General features: G+C 65.4%; 16 protein-coding genes. 10 read left to right on the plus strand and 6 right to left on the minus strand.

Annotated elements, in window-relative coordinates; translation table 11 throughout:
- Positions 1 to 94 precede the first annotated feature (94 nt).
- From ACQR0Z_RS03305 to ACQR0Z_RS03315, 3 genes are all read left to right on the plus strand, one after another.
- Positions 95 to 1,885, plus strand: coding sequence for an acyl-CoA dehydrogenase C-terminal domain-containing protein (locus ACQR0Z_RS03305; RefSeq protein WP_434917674.1), 1,791 nt, complete (start codon positions 95 to 97; stop codon positions 1,883 to 1,885).
- 83 nt (positions 1,886 to 1,968) lie between these two features.
- Complete coding sequence (locus tag ACQR0Z_RS03310; protein WP_434917675.1) at positions 1,969 to 3,177, plus strand: acetyl-CoA C-acetyltransferase; 1,209 nt, start codon at positions 1,969 to 1,971, stop codon at positions 3,175 to 3,177.
- Between the two features lie 171 nt (positions 3,178 to 3,348).
- Positions 3,349 to 5,562 (plus strand): 3-hydroxyacyl-CoA dehydrogenase NAD-binding domain-containing protein, encoded by a 2,214-nt coding sequence (locus ACQR0Z_RS03315; protein ID WP_434917676.1) that lies wholly within the window; start codon positions 3,349 to 3,351, stop codon positions 5,560 to 5,562.
- 324 nt (positions 5,563 to 5,886) lie between these two features.
- Here ACQR0Z_RS03315 and gstA read toward each other — a convergent pair whose 3' ends face one another.
- Complete coding sequence (gene gstA / locus ACQR0Z_RS03320) at positions 5,887 to 6,501, minus strand: glutathione transferase GstA (RefSeq protein WP_434917677.1); 615 nt, start codon at positions 6,499 to 6,501, stop codon at positions 5,887 to 5,889.
- Between the two features lie 141 nt (positions 6,502 to 6,642).
- Here gstA and ACQR0Z_RS03325 point away from each other — a divergent pair, with 141 nt between their 5' ends.
- The 5 genes from ACQR0Z_RS03325 (at position 6,643) to ACQR0Z_RS03345 (ending at position 10,773) form a co-directional block, all read left to right on the plus strand.
- On the plus strand, positions 6,643 to 7,131 hold the full coding sequence (locus ACQR0Z_RS03325) for a MarR family winged helix-turn-helix transcriptional regulator (protein ID WP_434877838.1): 489 nt from the start codon (positions 6,643 to 6,645) through the stop codon (positions 7,129 to 7,131).
- A gap of 96 nt (positions 7,132 to 7,227) precedes the next feature.
- Complete coding sequence (locus ACQR0Z_RS03330; protein WP_434856409.1) at positions 7,228 to 8,598, plus strand: glutamate--cysteine ligase; 1,371 nt, start codon at positions 7,228 to 7,230, stop codon at positions 8,596 to 8,598.
- Positions 8,599 to 8,863: 265 nt separating this feature from the next.
- Positions 8,864 to 9,514, plus strand: coding sequence for a PAN domain-containing protein (locus ACQR0Z_RS03335; protein WP_434917678.1), 651 nt, complete (start codon positions 8,864 to 8,866; stop codon positions 9,512 to 9,514).
- Between the two features lie 134 nt (positions 9,515 to 9,648).
- Complete coding sequence (locus ACQR0Z_RS03340; protein ID WP_434917679.1) at positions 9,649 to 10,050, plus strand: thioredoxin family protein; 402 nt, start codon at positions 9,649 to 9,651, stop codon at positions 10,048 to 10,050.
- A gap of 6 nt (positions 10,051 to 10,056) precedes the next feature.
- Positions 10,057 to 10,773 carry a cytochrome c biogenesis CcdA family protein gene (locus tag ACQR0Z_RS03345; RefSeq protein WP_434917680.1) on the plus strand — a complete coding sequence of 239 codons (717 nt, stop codon included), beginning with the start codon at positions 10,057 to 10,059 and terminating at the stop codon, positions 10,771 to 10,773.
- Positions 10,774 to 10,947: 174 nt separating this feature from the next.
- On the opposite strand, the gene ACQR0Z_RS03350 is transcribed toward ACQR0Z_RS03345, so the two are convergent.
- From ACQR0Z_RS03350 to tldD, 4 genes are all read right to left on the minus strand, one after another.
- Positions 10,948 to 11,517 (minus strand): nucleotidyltransferase family protein, encoded by a 570-nt coding sequence (locus tag ACQR0Z_RS03350; protein WP_434917681.1) that lies wholly within the window; start codon positions 11,515 to 11,517, stop codon positions 10,948 to 10,950.
- Positions 11,518 to 11,599: 82 nt separating this feature from the next.
- Positions 11,600 to 11,938 (minus strand): MmcQ/YjbR family DNA-binding protein, encoded by a 339-nt coding sequence (locus ACQR0Z_RS03355; protein ID WP_434917682.1) that lies wholly within the window; start codon positions 11,936 to 11,938, stop codon positions 11,600 to 11,602.
- A 13-nt stretch (positions 11,939 to 11,951) separates the two neighbouring features.
- Entirely contained in the window at positions 11,952 to 12,746 is a 795-nt protein-coding gene (lepB, locus tag ACQR0Z_RS03360) for a signal peptidase I (RefSeq protein WP_434856403.1), read from the minus strand.
- Positions 12,743 to 14,167 carry a metalloprotease TldD gene (gene tldD, locus ACQR0Z_RS03365; RefSeq protein WP_434917683.1) on the minus strand — a complete coding sequence of 475 codons (1,425 nt, stop codon included), beginning with the start codon at positions 14,165 to 14,167 and terminating at the stop codon, positions 12,743 to 12,745. The genes lepB and tldD overlap by 4 nt, the downstream gene beginning before the upstream one ends.
- 84 nt (positions 14,168 to 14,251) lie before the next feature.
- Between tldD and ACQR0Z_RS03370 the strand changes: the two genes are divergently transcribed.
- Positions 14,252 to 14,752, plus strand: coding sequence for a GNAT family N-acetyltransferase (locus ACQR0Z_RS03370; protein ID WP_434917684.1), 501 nt, complete (start codon positions 14,252 to 14,254; stop codon positions 14,750 to 14,752).
- A 60-nt stretch (positions 14,753 to 14,812) separates the two neighbouring features.
- Here ACQR0Z_RS03370 and ACQR0Z_RS03375 read toward each other — a convergent pair whose 3' ends face one another.
- Entirely contained in the window at positions 14,813 to 15,421 is a 609-nt protein-coding gene (locus ACQR0Z_RS03375) for an invasion associated locus B family protein (protein WP_434917685.1), read from the minus strand.
- 474 nt (positions 15,422 to 15,895) lie between these two features.
- Between ACQR0Z_RS03375 and coxB the strand changes: the two genes are divergently transcribed.
- Complete coding sequence (coxB, locus tag ACQR0Z_RS03380; RefSeq protein WP_434856400.1) at positions 15,896 to 16,732, plus strand: cytochrome c oxidase subunit II; 837 nt, start codon at positions 15,896 to 15,898, stop codon at positions 16,730 to 16,732.
- The last annotated feature ends 12 nt before the right edge of the window (positions 16,733 to 16,744 follow it).

A 16,744-nucleotide genomic window follows, 5' to 3' on the forward strand; every position in this document is an offset into this window, starting at 1 on the left:
CAAGTCCCTCGAAATCGCTACAGTCCGCGGCCTGCATTATCCGCCGCGTCCGCAAACTCAGTCTGAAACTTCAGCCTTCCTGCCGGAGACGCCGATGCCGATCTACAAAGCCCCCGTGGAAGATGTGACCTTCCTGCTCAACGACGTGTTCCAGATCGATCGCTACGACAATCTGCCGGGCTTCTCCGATGCCTCGGCCGATGTCCGCGAGGCGATCCTCGGCGAGGCCGCCAAACTCGCAGAGGAAGTGCTGCACCCGCTGAATCGCACAGGCGACCTCGAAGGCTGCAAGCGGCATGACGACGGCAGCGTCACCACGCCGAAGGGCTTCAAGGACGCCTACAAGCAGATCAAGGACGGCGGCTGGCTCGGCCTGTCGGCGCCGACGGAATATGGCGGGCAGGGCCTGCCGGTGACGCTGAGCCAGACCGTCAACGAATTCCAGTGCTCCGCCAACATGGCGTTCTCGATGTATGGCGGCCTCACCATGGGCGCCACCGCTGCGCTGATCGTGCATGGCAGCGAGGAGCAGAAGAAGACCTACGTGCCGAAGATGATCGCCGGCGAATGGACCGGCACCATGAACCTGACCGAGCCGCATTGTGGCACCGATCTCGGCCTGCTGCGCACCAAGGCGGTGCGCCAGGACGACGGCAGCTTCAAGATCTCCGGCACCAAGATCTTCATCTCCGCCGGCGAGCACGATCTCGCTGACAACATCATCCATCTCGTGCTCGCCCGCATCGAGGGCGCGCCGGCCGGCATCAAGGGCGTGTCGCTGTTCGTCGTGCCGAAGTTCCTGGTCAATCCGGACGGAACGGTTGGCGCCCGCAACGGCGTGATGTGCGGCTCGATCGAGCACAAGATGGGCATCCACGGCAACTCGACTTGTGTGATGAACTACGACAACGCCACGGGATGGCTGATCGGCGAAGAGAACAAGGGCATGCAGGGCATGTTCGTGATGATGAACGAGGCCCGGCTCGGCGTCGCCGTTCAGGGTCTCGCGCAGTCCGAGGTCGCCTATCAGAACGCGGTCGCCTATGCGCGCGAGCGCATCCAGGGCCGCTCGCTGACGGGCCCGAAGGCGCCGGACAAGGCCGCCGATCCGATCATCGTGCATCCGGACGTGCGCCGCACCTTGCTGTCGATCCGCGCCTTCAATGAGGCCGCGCGCGCGATGGTGGTGTGGACCTCGCTGAAGAGCGACGTCGCGCATCGCTCGCAGGATCCGAAGGACCGCCAAGCGGCCGATGATCATATGGGCCTGATGACCCCTGTCATGAAGGGCTACATGACCGACATGGGCTTCGCCAACGCCGTCCAGGCGCAGCAGATGTATGGCGGCCATGGCTACATCGCCGAGTGGGGCATGGAGCAGTTCGTGCGCGATGCGCGTATTGCGATGATCTATGAGGGCGCCAACGGCATCCAGGCGCTGGACCTCGTCGGCCGCAAGCTGCCGCGCGACGGCGGCCGCGCGGTCATGGCGTTCTTCGGTGAGGTCGGCTCGTTTGCCAAGGAGCACGGCGGCAACGACGCGATGAAGCCGTTCATCACCCCGCTGTCGATGGCGCTCGGCCATCTGCAGCAGGCCACGACCTGGCTGATGCAGAACGCCATGACCAAGCCGGACAATGCCGGTGCGGCGGCGACCGACTACATGCATCTCTTCGCGCTGGTCACCTTCGGCTACATGTGGGCGAAGATGGCCAAGGTGGCACAGGACAAGATCGCCGCCGGCGACAGCTCGACCTATCTCACCACCAAGCTGGTGACGGGCCGCTTCTTCATGGAGCGCGTGCTGCCCGAGACGGCGGCGCATCTCGCCCGCCTGCAGGCCGGCTGCGCGACCGTGATGGAATTGCCGGCGGAAGCCTTCTGATTTCGGAGAAGGCCGGTGCGCGGTGCGTGCCGGCCTTCGCCTTATGCTGACAACGACAAACTGGACCAGATGAGGAGGGCGTGATGCCTGAGGCCTTTATCTACGACCACGTGCGTACTCCCCGCGGCCGCGGCAAGTCCGACGGCGCCCTGCATGAGGTGACCGCGCTCGCGCTCGCCACCGTGCCGCTGAAGGCGCTCAAGGACCGCAACAACATTCCCGAGGACGCCGTGGATGACGTCGTGCTCGGCGTGGTCGATCCCGTCGGCGAGGCCGGCTCGGACATCGCGCGCTTCGCCGCGCTGAACGCCGGCCTCGGCGAGGCCGTGCCGGGCGTGCAGATCAGCCGCTTCTGCGCCTCCGGCCTCGACGCCGTGAACTTCGCCGCCGCTCAGATCATGAGCGGCCAGCATGAGCTCGTCATCGGCGGTGGCGCGGAATCGATGAGCCGCGTCGGCATCGGCGCCTCCGGCGGCGCCTGGCCGATGGACCCCTCGATGGCGGTGCCGTCCTACTTCATGCCGCAGGGCATCTCGGCCGATTTGATCGCGACCAAATACGGATTCTCGCGCGACGACGTCGATGCCTATGCGGTTCAGAGCCAGCAGCGCGCGGCCAAGTCCTGGGAAGAGGGGCGCTTCAGCAAGTCGGTCGTGCCGGTCAAGGACATCAACGGCCTGACCATCCTCGCCAAGGACGAGCACATGCGTCCCTCGACAACGATGCAGTCGCTGGCGCAGCTGCAGCCGTCGTTCGCGGCGATGGCGCAGATGGGCGGCTTCGATGCGGTCGCGGTGCAGTCGCATCCGGAGATCGAGCGCGTCAACTACGTGCATCACGCCGGCAATTCCTCGGGGATCGTTGACGGCGCCGGCGCGGTGCTGCTCGGCAGCAAGGAGGCCGGCGAGAAGTACGGCATGAAGCCGCGCGCGAAGATCCGCGCCTTCGCCAATATCGGCTCGGAGCCGGCGATGATGCTGACCGGTCCGGTCGACGTGACCGAGAAGCTGTTCGCGCGTTCGGGCATGACAAAGTCCGACATCGACCTGTTCGAGCTCAACGAGGCGTTCGCATCCGTCGTGCTGCGCTACATGCAGGCGTTCGAGATCGACAAGGACAAGATCAACGTCAATGGCGGCGCCATCGCGCTCGGCCATCCGCTCGGCGCCACCGGCGCGATGATCCTGGGCACCGTGCTCGACGAACTCGAGCGCACCGGCAAGGCCACTGCGCTGGTCACGCTGTGCATCGGCGGCGGCATGGGCACCGCGACCATCATCGAGCGGGTGTGACGGTGGGCTCCCTCCCCCCTTGCGGGGGAGGGTCGGGGAGGGGGGTGCCACGCGCTCCAGTCCCCGTGAGGACCCCCACCCCCAACCCCTCCCCGCAAGGGGGAGGGGGGCAGAAATCCCCCCGGGGCTGATGCTGGATCAGCACGCCCCCTTCGTATCTGGGAGCACCACATGGCCTTCAAGAACTTCAAACTCGAAACCGATGCCGACGGCATTGCGCTGATCACCTGGGACATTCCGGGCCGTTCGATGAACGTGCTCGACGAGACCTCGGCGATCGAGCTCGAGACGCTCGTTAAGGACACCACCGCTGACGCTGCGATCAAGGGTGTCGTCATTACTTCGGCCAAGGAAGCGTTCTGCGCCGGCGCCGATCTGTCGATGCTCGAGGGCATGAACCGCACCTATCTCGAGGTGCTGAAGAGCAAGGGCGAGGAAGCCGCCAACCAGATGCTGTTCGACAACAGCCGGCGCTTCTCGCAGATCTACCGGGCGATGGAAACCTCCGGCAAGCCGTGGGTCGCCGCGATCAACGGTCTCGCGCTCGGCGGCGGCTTCGAGCTGACGCTCGCCTGCCACCACCGCGTCGCGGCCGAGAACCCGAAGACCCGCCTCGGCCTGCCCGAGATCAAGGTCGGCCTGTTCCCCGGCGCCGGCGGCACCCAGCGCGTGCCGCGCATCGTGCAGCCGCAGGACGCGATGAACCTGTTGTTGAAGGGCGAGGCGCTGACGCTCGACAAGGCCAAGGCGCTGAAGCTGGTCGACGCGATCGTGCCGGCGGCGGATCTCATCAAGGCCGCCAAGGACTGGATCAAGGGCGGCGGCAAGGCTGTCGCGCCGTGGGACGAGAAGGGCTTCAAGCTGCCCGGCGGCCCGGTGTTCTCCAAGAACGGCATGATGATGTTCCCGGCGGGCAACGCCATCTACCGCCGCGAGACCTACGACAACTATCCGGCCGCGCGCGCCATCATGAGCTGCGTGTATGAGGGCCTGCAGCTGCCGATCGACGCCGCGCTGCGCGTCGAGTCGCGCTATTTCAGCTACATCCTGCGCTCGAAGGAAGCGGCGGCGATGATCCGCAGCCTGTTCCTGTCGATGCAGGAGTTGAACAAGGGCGCGCGCCGTCCGGCCGATGTGCCGGCGACCAAGATCAAGAAGATCGCCGTGATCGGCGCCGGCTTCATGGGCGCGAGCGTGGGCTACGTCTCCGCGCGTGGCGGCCTTGAGGTCGTGCTGATCGACCGCGACCAGGAGAGCGCCGACAAGGGCCGCGCGCACGCGCAGAGCGTGATCGACGGCCTCGTCAAGAAGGGCCGCGCCAAGCCCGGCGAGGCCGAGGCGATCATGGGCCGCATCACCGCGACCGCCGACTATGCCGCGTTGAAGGATTGCGACCTCGTCATCGAGGCCGTGTTCGAGGACCGCAAGGTCAAGGCCGAGACCTACGCCAAGGCGCAACAGCATCTGAAGGACGGCGCGATCTTCGCGTCGAACACCTCGACCCTGCCGATCACCTCGCTGGCCGAGGAGTTCAAGGACCAGGGCCGCTTCATCGGCATCCACTTCTTCTCGCCGGTCGAGAAGATGATGCTGGTCGAGATCATCATGGGCAAAAATACCGGCGACGTCGCGCTGGCGACCGCGCTCGACTACGTCCGCACCATCGGCAAGACCCCGATCGTGGTCAACGATTCCCGCGGCTTCTTCGCCAATCGCTGCGTGATGCGCTACATCGCCGAGGGCAACGAGATGTTCCTCGAAGGCGTGCCGCCCGCGATGATCGAGAACGCCGCCAAGATGGCCGGCATGCCGGTCGGTCCGCTGTCGTTGTCCGACGAGGTCGCGCTCGACCTCGGCCTCAAGATCATGAAGGCGACCGAGCACGATCTCGGCGCCAACGCAATCAACCAGGACCACAAGAAGCTGATGGTCGAGCTGGTTGAGAAGCAGGGCCGCTTCGGCCGCAAGAACGGCAAGGGCTTTTACGACTATCCCGAGAAGGGCAAGGGTCAGAAGAGCCTGTGGCCGGATCTGGCGAAGCTGCAGCCCAAGCATCTCGATCCGGATACGCTCGATGTCGAGGAGCTGAAGCAACGTTTCCTGGTGGTGCAGGCGGTGGAAGCCGCGCGCACGGTCGAGGACCACGTCATCACCGACGTGCGCGAGGCCGACGTCGGCTCCATCCTCGGCTTCGGCTTCGCCCCGTTCACCGGCGGCACGCTGTCCTACATCGACTTCATGGGGACGAAAAAGTTCGTCGAGCTGTGCCACAAATACACGGCGAAATACGGCTCCCGCTTCGCCCCGCCGAAGCTGCTGGAGGACATGGCCGCCAAGAACGAAACCTTCTACGGCCGGTTCCCGCCGAAGAAGGCCGCGGCTTAACAGTCGCTCGTACGCTGCTCCTGAGGAAACTCGGATGGCGCAGCGCCCGCGGTGAACTCCCCTCCCCCTTGCGGGGAGGGGTCGGGGGTGGGGGTCTCAGGAAAAGGTCTCATTCGTGAAGACCTCTCCTATCTTCGCTCTCAGCACGAACAGAGCTTGCTACAATCGCGTGCTTATCCCCAAGGGGCTCTCAAGCTAGCGATCACTGGAAGGGGAAATCAGTCAGAGTCCCCGTGTGGACCCCCACCCCCAACCCCTCCCCGCAAGGGGGAGGGGAGCTCACCGGCTTTGGAGCGGCACCGTCGTTTCCTCAAAGGCGATCGCTCACCCCGCCTTCATCAACCCTTCCTTCGTCAGCGCCTCCTGCACCTTCGGCCGGGCCGCGACGCGGTTCTTGTAGGCCACCAGGCTCGGCATGCCCGACAGATCGAACTTCATCCGGTCCGCCCAGGTCAGGATCGTGAATAGGTAGCCATCGGCGACCGTGAACTGGCTGCCCATCAGGTACTCGCGGCCGGCGAGCTGGCCGTCGAGGTACTTGAACTTGCCCATCACCCGGTCCCTGAAGAACGCCTTGGCGTCGTCGGCGAGCACCGGGGAGAACATTGGTCCGAAATTCTTGTGCAGCTCGGAGGTGATGAAGTTCAGCCACTCCAGCAGCTTGTACCGCTCGCCGCTGTCGCGCGCCGGTGCCAGGCCCTTGTCCGTGGCCTGGTCGGCGATCATTTGCACGATCACCGGTCCCTCGGTGACGACATCGCCGCTCGGCAGACCCACGGCGGGCACCTGGCCCTTCGGATTGATCTTGAGATAATCGTCGCCATTTTCCAGGGTCTTGGCGCGCAAATCGACCTTGACCAGATCATAGGGGAGGCCGGCTTCGAGCAGGGCGATGTGGGGCGAGAGCGAGCAGGCGCCGGGTGAATAATAAAGTTTCATCCTGTATTCCTCCTTGAGATCGTTCTTGATGGAACCGACGGGCAGTGATCGGCCCTTAAATGCATTTGCATCCAATCGTCAAGATTGATGCAGCTGCATCAAATGCGCTAGAACGGCGGTCGAGAGGATACGAGCCGGCCCATGAAACGCAAACCATCGACCGAGGCGACCGCCGCCTGGATCCGCCTGATGCGGGTGCAGAGCCGGGTGCTCGACTGCGTCGAACAGGAGCTGAAGAAGGCGGGTTTCCCGCCGCTTGCCTGGTATGATGCGCTTCTGGAGCTGTCGCGGTCTCCGTCCGGCGAGCTGCGTCCGGTCGAGCTCGAGCGGCAGATGCTGATCCCGCAATATTCCACTTCTCGCCTGATCGACCGGCTGGTCGACGAAGGTCTGGTTGTCAGGCGCGAATGCAAGATGGACAAGCGCGGCCAATTCGTGGAGATCACCGAGGCCGGCCGCGAGCTGCAGAAGCGGATGTGGTCGGCCTATTCGGCCGCGATCGAGAAGCACGTCGGCTCCAAGCTGTCGGATGCCGACGCCGCCAAGCTGTGCACCTTGCTCGACCGGCTCGGCTGTTCCTGCGGTCAGGCCGCGCAACTCTCTGCCGCAGAAGGCGCGTCGCCCCGATGAGCCATCCGATGCCATCCACATCCGCGGTCCCCTCGGGGCCGCGGCCGTTCCTGTCACCCCGCGCGATCCTCGACGCGCGCTTCCACCGAGACTCCCATGGCGCGTGACCAGATCGATATGACCCCGCTGCAGTCGCGCGACGAACTCGTGGCGTGGCTGGAGGCGGGGGTGAAACCGCCGTCCGCCTTCCGCATCGGAACCGAGCACGAGAAGACGCCGTTCACGCTGGAGGGGCATCGCCCCGTGCCTTACGAGGGCGCGCGCGGCATCGGCGCGCTGCTCGAAGGCATGAAGCTCCTGCTCGGCTGGGAGCCGATCATGGAGCGCGGCAACATCATCGGGCTCTACGACGTCACCGGCGGCGGCGCGATTTCGCTGGAGCCGGGCGGCCAGTTCGAACTGTCAGGCGCGCCGGTCGAGACCGTGCACCAGACCCAGAGCGAGCTGATGGCGCATCTGGCGCAGGTGCGCGAGATCGCGACCCCGCTCGGCATCGGCTTCCTCGGCCTCGGCATGACGCCGTCCTGGTCGCGTGACGAAATCCCGGTGATGCCGAAAGGCCGCTACAAGATCATGCGCGGCTACATGCCGAAGGTCGGCAGCTACGGCCTCGACATGATGTTCCGCACCTGCACGGTGCAGACCAATCTCGACTTCTCCTCCGAAGCCGACATGATCAAGAAGCTGCGCGTGTCGGTGGCGCTGCAACCGATCGCGACCGCGCTGTTCGCCAATTCGCCGTTTACCGAAGGCAAGCCGAACGGCTTCCTGTCATTCCGCTCCGAGATCTGGCGTGACACCGACAATCAGCGTTCGGGCATGATTCCCTGGGCGTTCGAGGACGGCATGGGCTTCGAGCGCTGGGTCGACTACGCGCTCGACGTGCCCATGTATTTCGTCAAGCGCGAGGAAGACTATATCGACGTCTCCGGCACCTCGTTCCGCGATTTCTTCGAGGGCAAGAACCCGGCGATGCCGGGCGAGCGCCCGACCTTGTCGGACTGGGCCAATCATCTCTCCACGGCGTTTCCCGAAGTGCGGCTGAAGCGCTATCTGGAGATGCGCGGCGCCGACGGCGTGCCGTGGGGCCGTCTGCCAGCGCTGCCGGCGTTCTGGGTCGGCCTGCTCTACGACGATGAGAGCCTCGATGCGGCCTGGGAGCTGGTCAAGAACTGGACCGCCTTCGAGCGGCAAAATCTCCGCGACGACGTTCCTCGGCTCGGCTTCAAGGCGCGCATCCGCAACCGCTACGTGTTCGAGGTCGCCAAGGAGTGCCTGACCCTGGCGCATCTGGGCCTGCGCCGGCGCAACCGCGTCGATCATCTCGGCCGCGACGAAAGCCGCTACCTCGAGCCGCTCGACCAGATCATCGATTGCGGCCGCTCGCCCGCCGAGGAGATGCTGGAGAAGTTCAACGGTCCCTGGCACGGTTCGGTCGAGCCGGCCTATGACGAATATGCGTTCTGACCGGATGCGGTTGCGCTGAGCATCTTGGCGCACGCGGCCTCAGCGGCTGCGTGCGTCACGCCGGTTCCGCCACGCGAAGAACGTGGCATCTGCATTGTTTTTTGTTTCGTTGTGTATCGTGAAGGCCGTCAGGCCGCTCTTTGCCTCTGCTTTGCCTCCGGCTGTTCTGACCCGTCGCTCCCGTTCATCGGCCATACAGGTTCGTGGCCATCAAATGACGGTCCAAGAATACGTCAGAAAAACTCGAACGTTAACAATGGGTCCAATGGTTCAGCGGTGGCGCGCGGGGCGCCTGATCGGGGCATGGAGGCGGGCATTCGTTTGCCTGCTTGCCGTCGCTTGCCTGACGTCCGCCGAAGCCCAGACCTATTCCGACCGCCCCGGTGGCGACTACATGAGCGCGCCGATCGCCTCGGGCGATCCGGCCGATTGCGCGCTGCTGTGCGAGCACGACCGGCGTTGCCGCGCCTGGAGCTTCAACTATCCGACCGTGATGGAAGCGGGCGCGGTGTGCTGGCTGAAGAACAGCGTCCCGGCCCGGGTGCCTGATAATTGCTGCGTCTCCGGTGTGCGCGGCGCCGGCGTCGTCGAGGTCCGCAACGATGCGGTGGAAACCTCGATCGATCGGCCCGGCGGCGACTATCGCAGCTTCGACATCAAGACCACCGATCTGAAGGGCGGCGACAAGGCCGAGAAGGCCGCCGACAAGGGTGGGGAGAAGGCGGCCGACAAGAAGGATGAAAAGGCCGCCGACGCCGAGGAGATCTGCAAGGCGGCCTGCACCGGCGACAACAAATGCCGCGCCTGGACCTTCGCCCGCCCCGGCTATGCCGGCAAGGAAGCGCACTGCTTCCTGAAGAAGGAGATCAAGCCGCCGCGGCGGCGGGCCGGGTTTACCTCCGGCGTGGTGCGCTGACGCATCGCCCCCTTAGCCGCCGAAAATTCTTCCATCGAGGCGTAACGTCGCATCGGTCCCGTCCGTAGTGAATGGCGGCGCCGGAGTTCTCTTGCTGCCGGCTGCCTGTCGCAACGCTGGGATCGGGATGAGCCATGATGTTTTCGCGCAGAATCTTCGCCACCGCAGCGGTCGCTGCCATCGTTGCCGCTGTAGGCATGGGGGCGGCCTTCGCAGTCGACACCACCCCCTATTCTGACGCGGCGTTCAAGGCGGCGCAGACCGCCGGCCAGCCGATCCTGATCGAGATCCATGCCGGCTGGTGTCCGACCTGCAAGGCGCAGAAGCCGATCATCGACAGGCTGGCGGCCGAGCCGAAGTTCAAGGATCTGAAGATCTTCCGCGTCGATTTCGACGACCAGAAGCCGGTCGTGAAAGGCTTTGGCGCTCAGATGCAGTCGACCTTGATCGTCTTCAAGGGCGCGAGCGAGACCGGCCGCTCCGTCGGCGACACCAAGGAAGCCTCGATCGCGGCGCTGCTCGACAAGAGCCTGTAACGCGCCATGATCGCGCTGGCGCTGGCCTTCGTGGCGGGCCTGCTCTCGATCCTGTCGCCCTGCGTGCTGCCGCTGGTGCCGATCGTTCTCGGCGCCGCGGCATCAGTGCATCCGCGCGGCGCGCTGGCGCTCGCGGGCGGACTGGCGCTGTCGTTCACGGGTATCGGCCTGTTCATTGCGCTCGCCGGTAGCAGTCTTGGCCTCGATGCCGGCGTGTTCCGCGTCGTCGCGGCGGTCCTCATGCTTGCGATCGGCATTGTCCTGCTGGTGCCGTCCTGGCAGGCGCAACTCGCGGTCGCCGGCGGACCGGTGCAGCGCTGGGCCGACCAGCATTCCCAAGGCTTCGCGGCGTCGGGCGCAAGCGGCCAGTTCGTGATCGGGCTGCTGCTGGGTGCGGTCTGGTCGCCCTGCGTCGGGCCGACGCTAGGGGCCGCTTCGCTGCTGGCGTCGCAAGGACAGGATCTCGTCCGCGTGACGTTGACGATGCTGGCGTTCGGGCTCGGTGCCGGCCTGCCGCTGGTCGTGCTCGGACTGGTGTCGCGCACCACTATGATACGCCTGCGGGCGCGGCTGCTGTCGGCAGGCCAACTCGGCAAGATGCTGATGGGTGCGGCGTTCGTCGTCGTGGCAGTTGCGATCCTCAGCGGCGCCGACAAGCAACTCGAGACCTGGCTGGTCGAGAACTCGCCGGCGTGGCTGACGGCGCTGACGACGTCGATCTAGTGAATGGGGATGCGCTGGCCGCGCAACAAATTCGGTGTCATTCCGGGGCGGGCCGCGCAGCGGCACGAGCCCGGAATCCATCTGGCCGCGAGCCCTGACGAGAAATGGATTCCGGGCTCGCGCTGCGCGCGCCCCGGAATGACGCGTGGATAGAGCTGTTGCGATCCCGCCGGATCATTCCTCCGGGGCGATGACCGTGATCTCCGGCCACAGCGCCTTCCAACGTGCCGTCTTCGCTGCGTAGTTCGCCGCCGTAAAATTGGCCGTGTAGTTCGGCCGCACGATCATCGCCTCGATATCGTCCAGGCCCTTGGGCGCATAGAGCTGGTATCCATCCGCTGTTGGCCGGAGGCCGACCTGCGTGTTGACGGTGAGAAAGCGGTCGATGCCGTCGGTCGAGCGCGCCAAGGCGGGGTAGGGGCGGCCGTGCTTGGTGGGGTACCACAAATGCACACGCGCCTGGTTGCGCACCTCGACCTTGGCATCGAGGTGTTGAAGAAGCGATGCGACGCGTTGGATGACGGCGTCCTCGGCATCCCATGACGTGTCGGGATCGAAGTAGAAGATATCGTAGTCGTTGATGCCATGAAAGATCGGACGTCCGCTCCGCGCGTTCCACACTGTCTGGATCAGGCAGCCGGCAACGATCCACGCGTCGGGCAAAGCCGTCGCACGCAGCAGATCCATCAGCGCGGCGTTGACGGGATTGCGGAGCGCTGCCGTGACGAAGTCATCCTCGGTCATGCCGCTTGATAGCACGCAAATACCGTCCGCTCACGCGGACATCACCATACGCCTCGCAATGGATGTCGGAAAATGGCAGCGCTCAGCCGCCATCGAACCCTGCAAGCGCCTTCTTCGACGCCAGCGCACGCCACTGCCGCCGCAGCAGCGGCTCCACATCGGCGCGCCGCGCCTTGGACAGCCGCAGCAGCACGATCGGATAGTCGCGATAGTGATCGGTGAAATAGAACAGTCTTGGCCGGCTCTCGACCAGCGTCGCGCGCTCGTCGGAGGGCACGCCGGGGAGGACGAGGCTGTCGCCATCCTCCTTCAGCCGCGCCAGCAGCTTCTTGCGCACCTTCAGCGCCGGCGTTCCGTAGGACGTGCCGTCCTCGACCTCCGGCCATGCCAGCGCGAGCGCCCTGACATCGTCGAAGGTCACGAGCGCCGTCCGCTCAGCGAACGGCGGTGAAGAAGCGATCGAGACGGAAGCCCGACAGCCAGGCCCAGACCGGCTGGTTCTTGAAGCCGAGGTCCCAGGAGCCGACCACCGCGTCCGCCCGGCCGACCAGATTGTCGATCGGCAATAGGCCGACCCCGCCGTCGCGCAGCGACACGCGGCTATCGGCGGAGTTGTCTCTGTTGTCGCCGAGCACGAACAGCTTGCCCGGCGGCACGGTCACCTCCGGCGTGTTGTCGAGCCGGCCGTTGTCACGCATCTTGAAGATCAAATGCGACACGCCGTTCGGCAGCGTCTCGACGTAGCGATAGGCCGGCTCGTTGCGGCCGCTGTCGTCCTCGGCATCGCCGATGCCGTCCGGCTTGAGCGCCGCGGCCTCGCCGTTGATGTAGAGCTGGCCCTGGCGCATCTGGATGCGGTCGCCGGGCAGGCCGACGACGCGCTTCACCCAGGCCTGCGAGTTGTCGCCCGGCCAGCGGAACACGACGACATCGCCGCGCTTCGGCGTTTCGCCGAACAGCCGTCCGGTCTCCGGCAGGGTGATCTGCATCGGCAGCGACGAGGTGCCGTAGCCGTAGGGAAACTTCGACGCCAGCAGGGCATCGCCGATCAGGAGTGTCGGCTCCATCGAGCCCGACGGCACGTAGAACGGCTCGGCGATCGCGCCCTTGGCGACGAACACGATCATGACGACGGCGGCGAGCTGCGCGATCTGTCCGCCCCAGGTCGTCGTATCCTTGCGCGGCGCCTTGGTGGCGGTCTTGCCCGTGGACATCTTGTCGAGGCTCATCGTCCGGTGCCTCCGACCGTGATGCGATCCATGCGCAAGGTCGGCTGGCCGACGCCGACCGGCACGCCCTGGCCCTGTTTGCCGCAGGTGCCGATGCCGGTGTCGAGCGCGAGGTCGTTGCCGATCATGCTGATGCGGTTGAGGTCGGTCGGGCCGTTGCCGATCAGCATCGCGCCCTTGACCGGCGCACCGACCTTGCCGTTCTCGATCTTGTAGGCCTCGGTGCACTGGAAGACGTATTTGCCCGAAGTGATGTCGACCTGGCCGCCGCCAAAGTTGACGGCATAGATGCCGTTCTTGACGGAGGCGATGATCTCGGCCGGATCGCGCTCGCCGGCCAGCATATAGGTGTTGGTCATGCGCGGCATCGGCACATGCGCATAGCCCTGGCGGCGGCCGTTGCCGGTCGGCGCCATGTTCATCAGCCGCGCGTTCTGGCGGTCCTGCATGTAGCCGACCAGGATGCCGTCCTCGATCAGCACGGTGCGGCTGGTCGGCGTGCCCTCGTCGTCGATCGACAGCGAGCCGCGGCGCGAGGCCATGGTGCCGTCGTCGACCACCGTGACGCCCTTGGCGGCGACCGGCTTGCCCAGCAGCCCCGCGAAGGCCGAGGTCTTCTTGCGGTTGAAGTCGCCCTCGAGGCCGTGGCCGACGGCTTCATGCAGCATCACGCCGGGCCAGCCGGCGCCAAGCACGACGTCCATCTCGCCGGCGGGGGCGGGGACGGATTCGAGGTTGACCAGCGCCTCGCGCAGCGCGCCGTCGGCCGCCTCGCGCCACGCCTTGGTCTCGATGAAGCGCGCGTAAGGCTCGCGGCCGCCATAGCCCTTGCTGCCGCTCTCCTGGCGGTCGCCCTGGCCGGCGACGACGGAGACGTTGACGCGCACCAGCGGGCGGATGTCGCGATAGCTCTCGCCGTCGGGTCGCAGGATCTCGACCACCTGCCAAGTCGCGCCCAGGCTGACCGTCACCTGGCGCACGCGCGGATCCTTGTCGCGCAGATAAGCGTCGATTTCGCCGAGCAGCTTGACCTTGCTTTCGAACCCGGGGGCGTCGAGCGGATTGTCATCGGCATAGAGCCGAACATTGGTGTGCGGCGGCGCGCTCGCGAAGGTGCCGGAATAGCCGCCGCGCACGGCGCTGACGGCATCGGCCGCGCGCATCAGCGCCGGCAGCGACACGTCGGAGGAATGGGCATAGCCGACCGCATCGTCCTTGACCGCGCGCAGGCCGAACCCCTGGCTGGTGTCATAGGTCGCCTGCTTGAGCCGGCCATTGTCGAACATCAGCGCCTCGGTCTGGCTGTATTCGAAGAACAATTCGCCGTCATCGGCGCCGGAAAGGCCGCGCGCGATCTCGTTCCGGACCGCATCACGATCCAGATTGGCGCGCTCGAGCAGGGAGGTGGTAGGAGCTGTCATGGGTCAATCCGTTGTCGGAGCGTTCATTCCAAGATAGTTGTTTTGACGTCGGGGCGCGAGGGGCTGGATGATTACCGAACTGACATGGTTGAGATCGTTCCCATCACTGCCACCCATATCGAGAGCTTCCATCGCACGCTCGATTTCGTCGCGCGCGAGCGGCGCTATCTGTCGTTCGTGCAGGCGCCGCCGCTGGAGTCCACGCGCGCCTTCATTCTGAACAACATTCACGATGGATACCCGCAATTCGTCGCGCTCTCGGCCGGCGAGGTCGTCGGCTGGTGCGATGTGACGCCCAAATCGGGGCCAATCGATGCCCGGGTCGGGGTGCTCGGCATGGGCCTATTGCCGCAGTTCCGGCATCATGGCTTGGGGCGGCGGCTGATGGCGGCCACGCTGGAGGCCGCGCGGGCGGCGGGCTTCTCGCGCGTCGAGCTCACGGTTTACCGCAGCAACACCAATGCCATCCGGCTGTACCAGAAGGCCGGCTTCCTGCTGAAGGCGGTGCAGCCGCGCGAGGCCGGCGACGACGGCTTCGACAAGACGCTGCTGGTGATGGCCCTGGCGCTGGACACCACGGGGTGAGGCGCGCGATCACGTTCGTGATCACGTCAATGTGTCAAAGCGGGCGGACGTGCCGCCCCGTCACGGCAGCTTGTCGAAGCCGTCGGCGAGGCCGTTCAGGCTCAGCGGGAAGCCGATGCCTTCCTCCGGCGTCTCGAAGATGATGAAGGTCGCGGTCTTCGCGGTCTTGAGCTGGCCGAGCAGCTTGTCCTCGAGCACCACCTCGGCGACACAGCCGTTCGGCAGGCAGCGCACGAAGCCGGCGCGGCCGACATCCTGGTTGTCGAGCTTCAGGCCGAGGCCGGACGGCAGCAGCACGCCGAGCGGCGCGACGACGCGCATCAGCCGGCTTTTCTGATCCGCCGTCTTCAGCATGATCACGGTGAGGCCGGCATTGGAGCGGTCCTCGGCGACGACGCTCTGAATCAGCGCGCACTGCTCGTTCTGCGCGCCCGGCGGCGTATCGCAGCGGATCTGCCAGTCGCCATGCACCGAGCGCACGGCGCCCTGCGCGTGTGCGGACTGAGGCACGCCGATTGCAGTCGCAGCGAGCATGGCGATTACTGAGGTTATTGCCGCAAGGCGCGCGCGCGTGGAGCTGAATCGGCACGAACGGCGCGAGTCATTCGCAGCTGGGATCGGCATGTCAGCTGTCCTGTCCGTTGAAACCCTGATCCGGGTCGGTGCCATGACAATTTCCTGTGGGTGGTCTGCGCATCCGACGCCATGATACGGCAATGATGGCGTCATGAGGACAGTGTCGTCAGCCTACGGCGCGAAACGATACGAAATATGGCCGCACCCGGGACACTGCCGCTGCGCCTCGCCGAATCAGCCTCGCAAACGGCCTTTGTTCCGTTGCCTACATCGCGCTGCACGGCTGTCAAGCGCCCGTTGTCCGGGAAACCACGGCGTGCGGCAATTTCTCGGAAAAACTGACCTATGTCGATGTCGCGCGTCGCACGCGATATCCGGCTTAAGACTGCATTGCGATAGGTCAAGAATTATGGTTTGAGAAGAAAGATTTCGTCATTCCAGTGAACTGGCCGAGGTGCTTTTCTCAAGCATCCGCCCGAAGGCCAATCGTCAGGAGAGCGGATCGACGGCGCGCTGCGTAAAACCGCGGTGCACCGAGGGGGAAAGTTCTGAAGGGAGCGCGACGACATGAAGATGTCGAAAGGCCAATTGAGCGCCTTGCTGGGGTTGGCCGTAGCGGGCATGACGCTCGTGTCGGGTGGGCAGGCGTTTGCCGAGACGGGGCAGCCGGCCCCGTGGGAATACAAGCTGCAGGAAGCGGCCACGCCGGTGATGGAGAACATCACTTGGTTTCACGGGCTGCTGCTGACGATCATCACCATCATCACGCTGTTCGTGCTGGCGCTGCTGGTTGCGGTCGTCGTGAAGTTCAATGCGCGCGCCAATCCGGTGCCGTCGCGCACCACGCACAACACGCTGCTCGAAGTGGCGTGGACGCTGATCCCGGTGCTGATCCTCGTCACCATCGCGGTGCCGTCGTTCCGCCTGCTCTTCCTCGAGCTCGACGTGCCGAAGGCCGACCTGACCATCAAGGCGACCGGCAAGCAGTGGTACTGGAGCTACGCCTATCCCGACAACGGCAAGTTCGAGTTCGACTCGCTGATGGCGCAGGACAAGAAGCCGCGTCTGCTGGCGGTCGACAATGAGATGGTCGTGCCGGTCAACAAGGTGATTCGCGTCCAGACCACCGGCGCCGACGTCATCCACTCCTTCGCGGTGCCATCCTTCGGCATCAAGATCGACGCCATTCCCGGCCGCCTCAACGAGACCTGGTTCAAGGCGACCAAGGTCGGCATGTATTACGGCCAGTGCTCCGAGCTCTGCGGCAAGGATCACGCCTTCATGCCGATCGCCGTGCGCGTCGTGAGCGACCAGGAGTTCGCGGCCTGGATCGAGGACGCCAAGAAGAAGTACGCCAGCGCGCCGGCCGCGACCTACGCGTCCGCCGCGGGCGTGTCGCAGTAAGTCGCGGGGACG

The organism is Bradyrhizobium sp. HKCCYLS3077 (assembly GCF_051167555.1).
Taxonomy (GTDB): domain Bacteria; phylum Pseudomonadota; class Alphaproteobacteria; order Rhizobiales; family Xanthobacteraceae; genus Bradyrhizobium.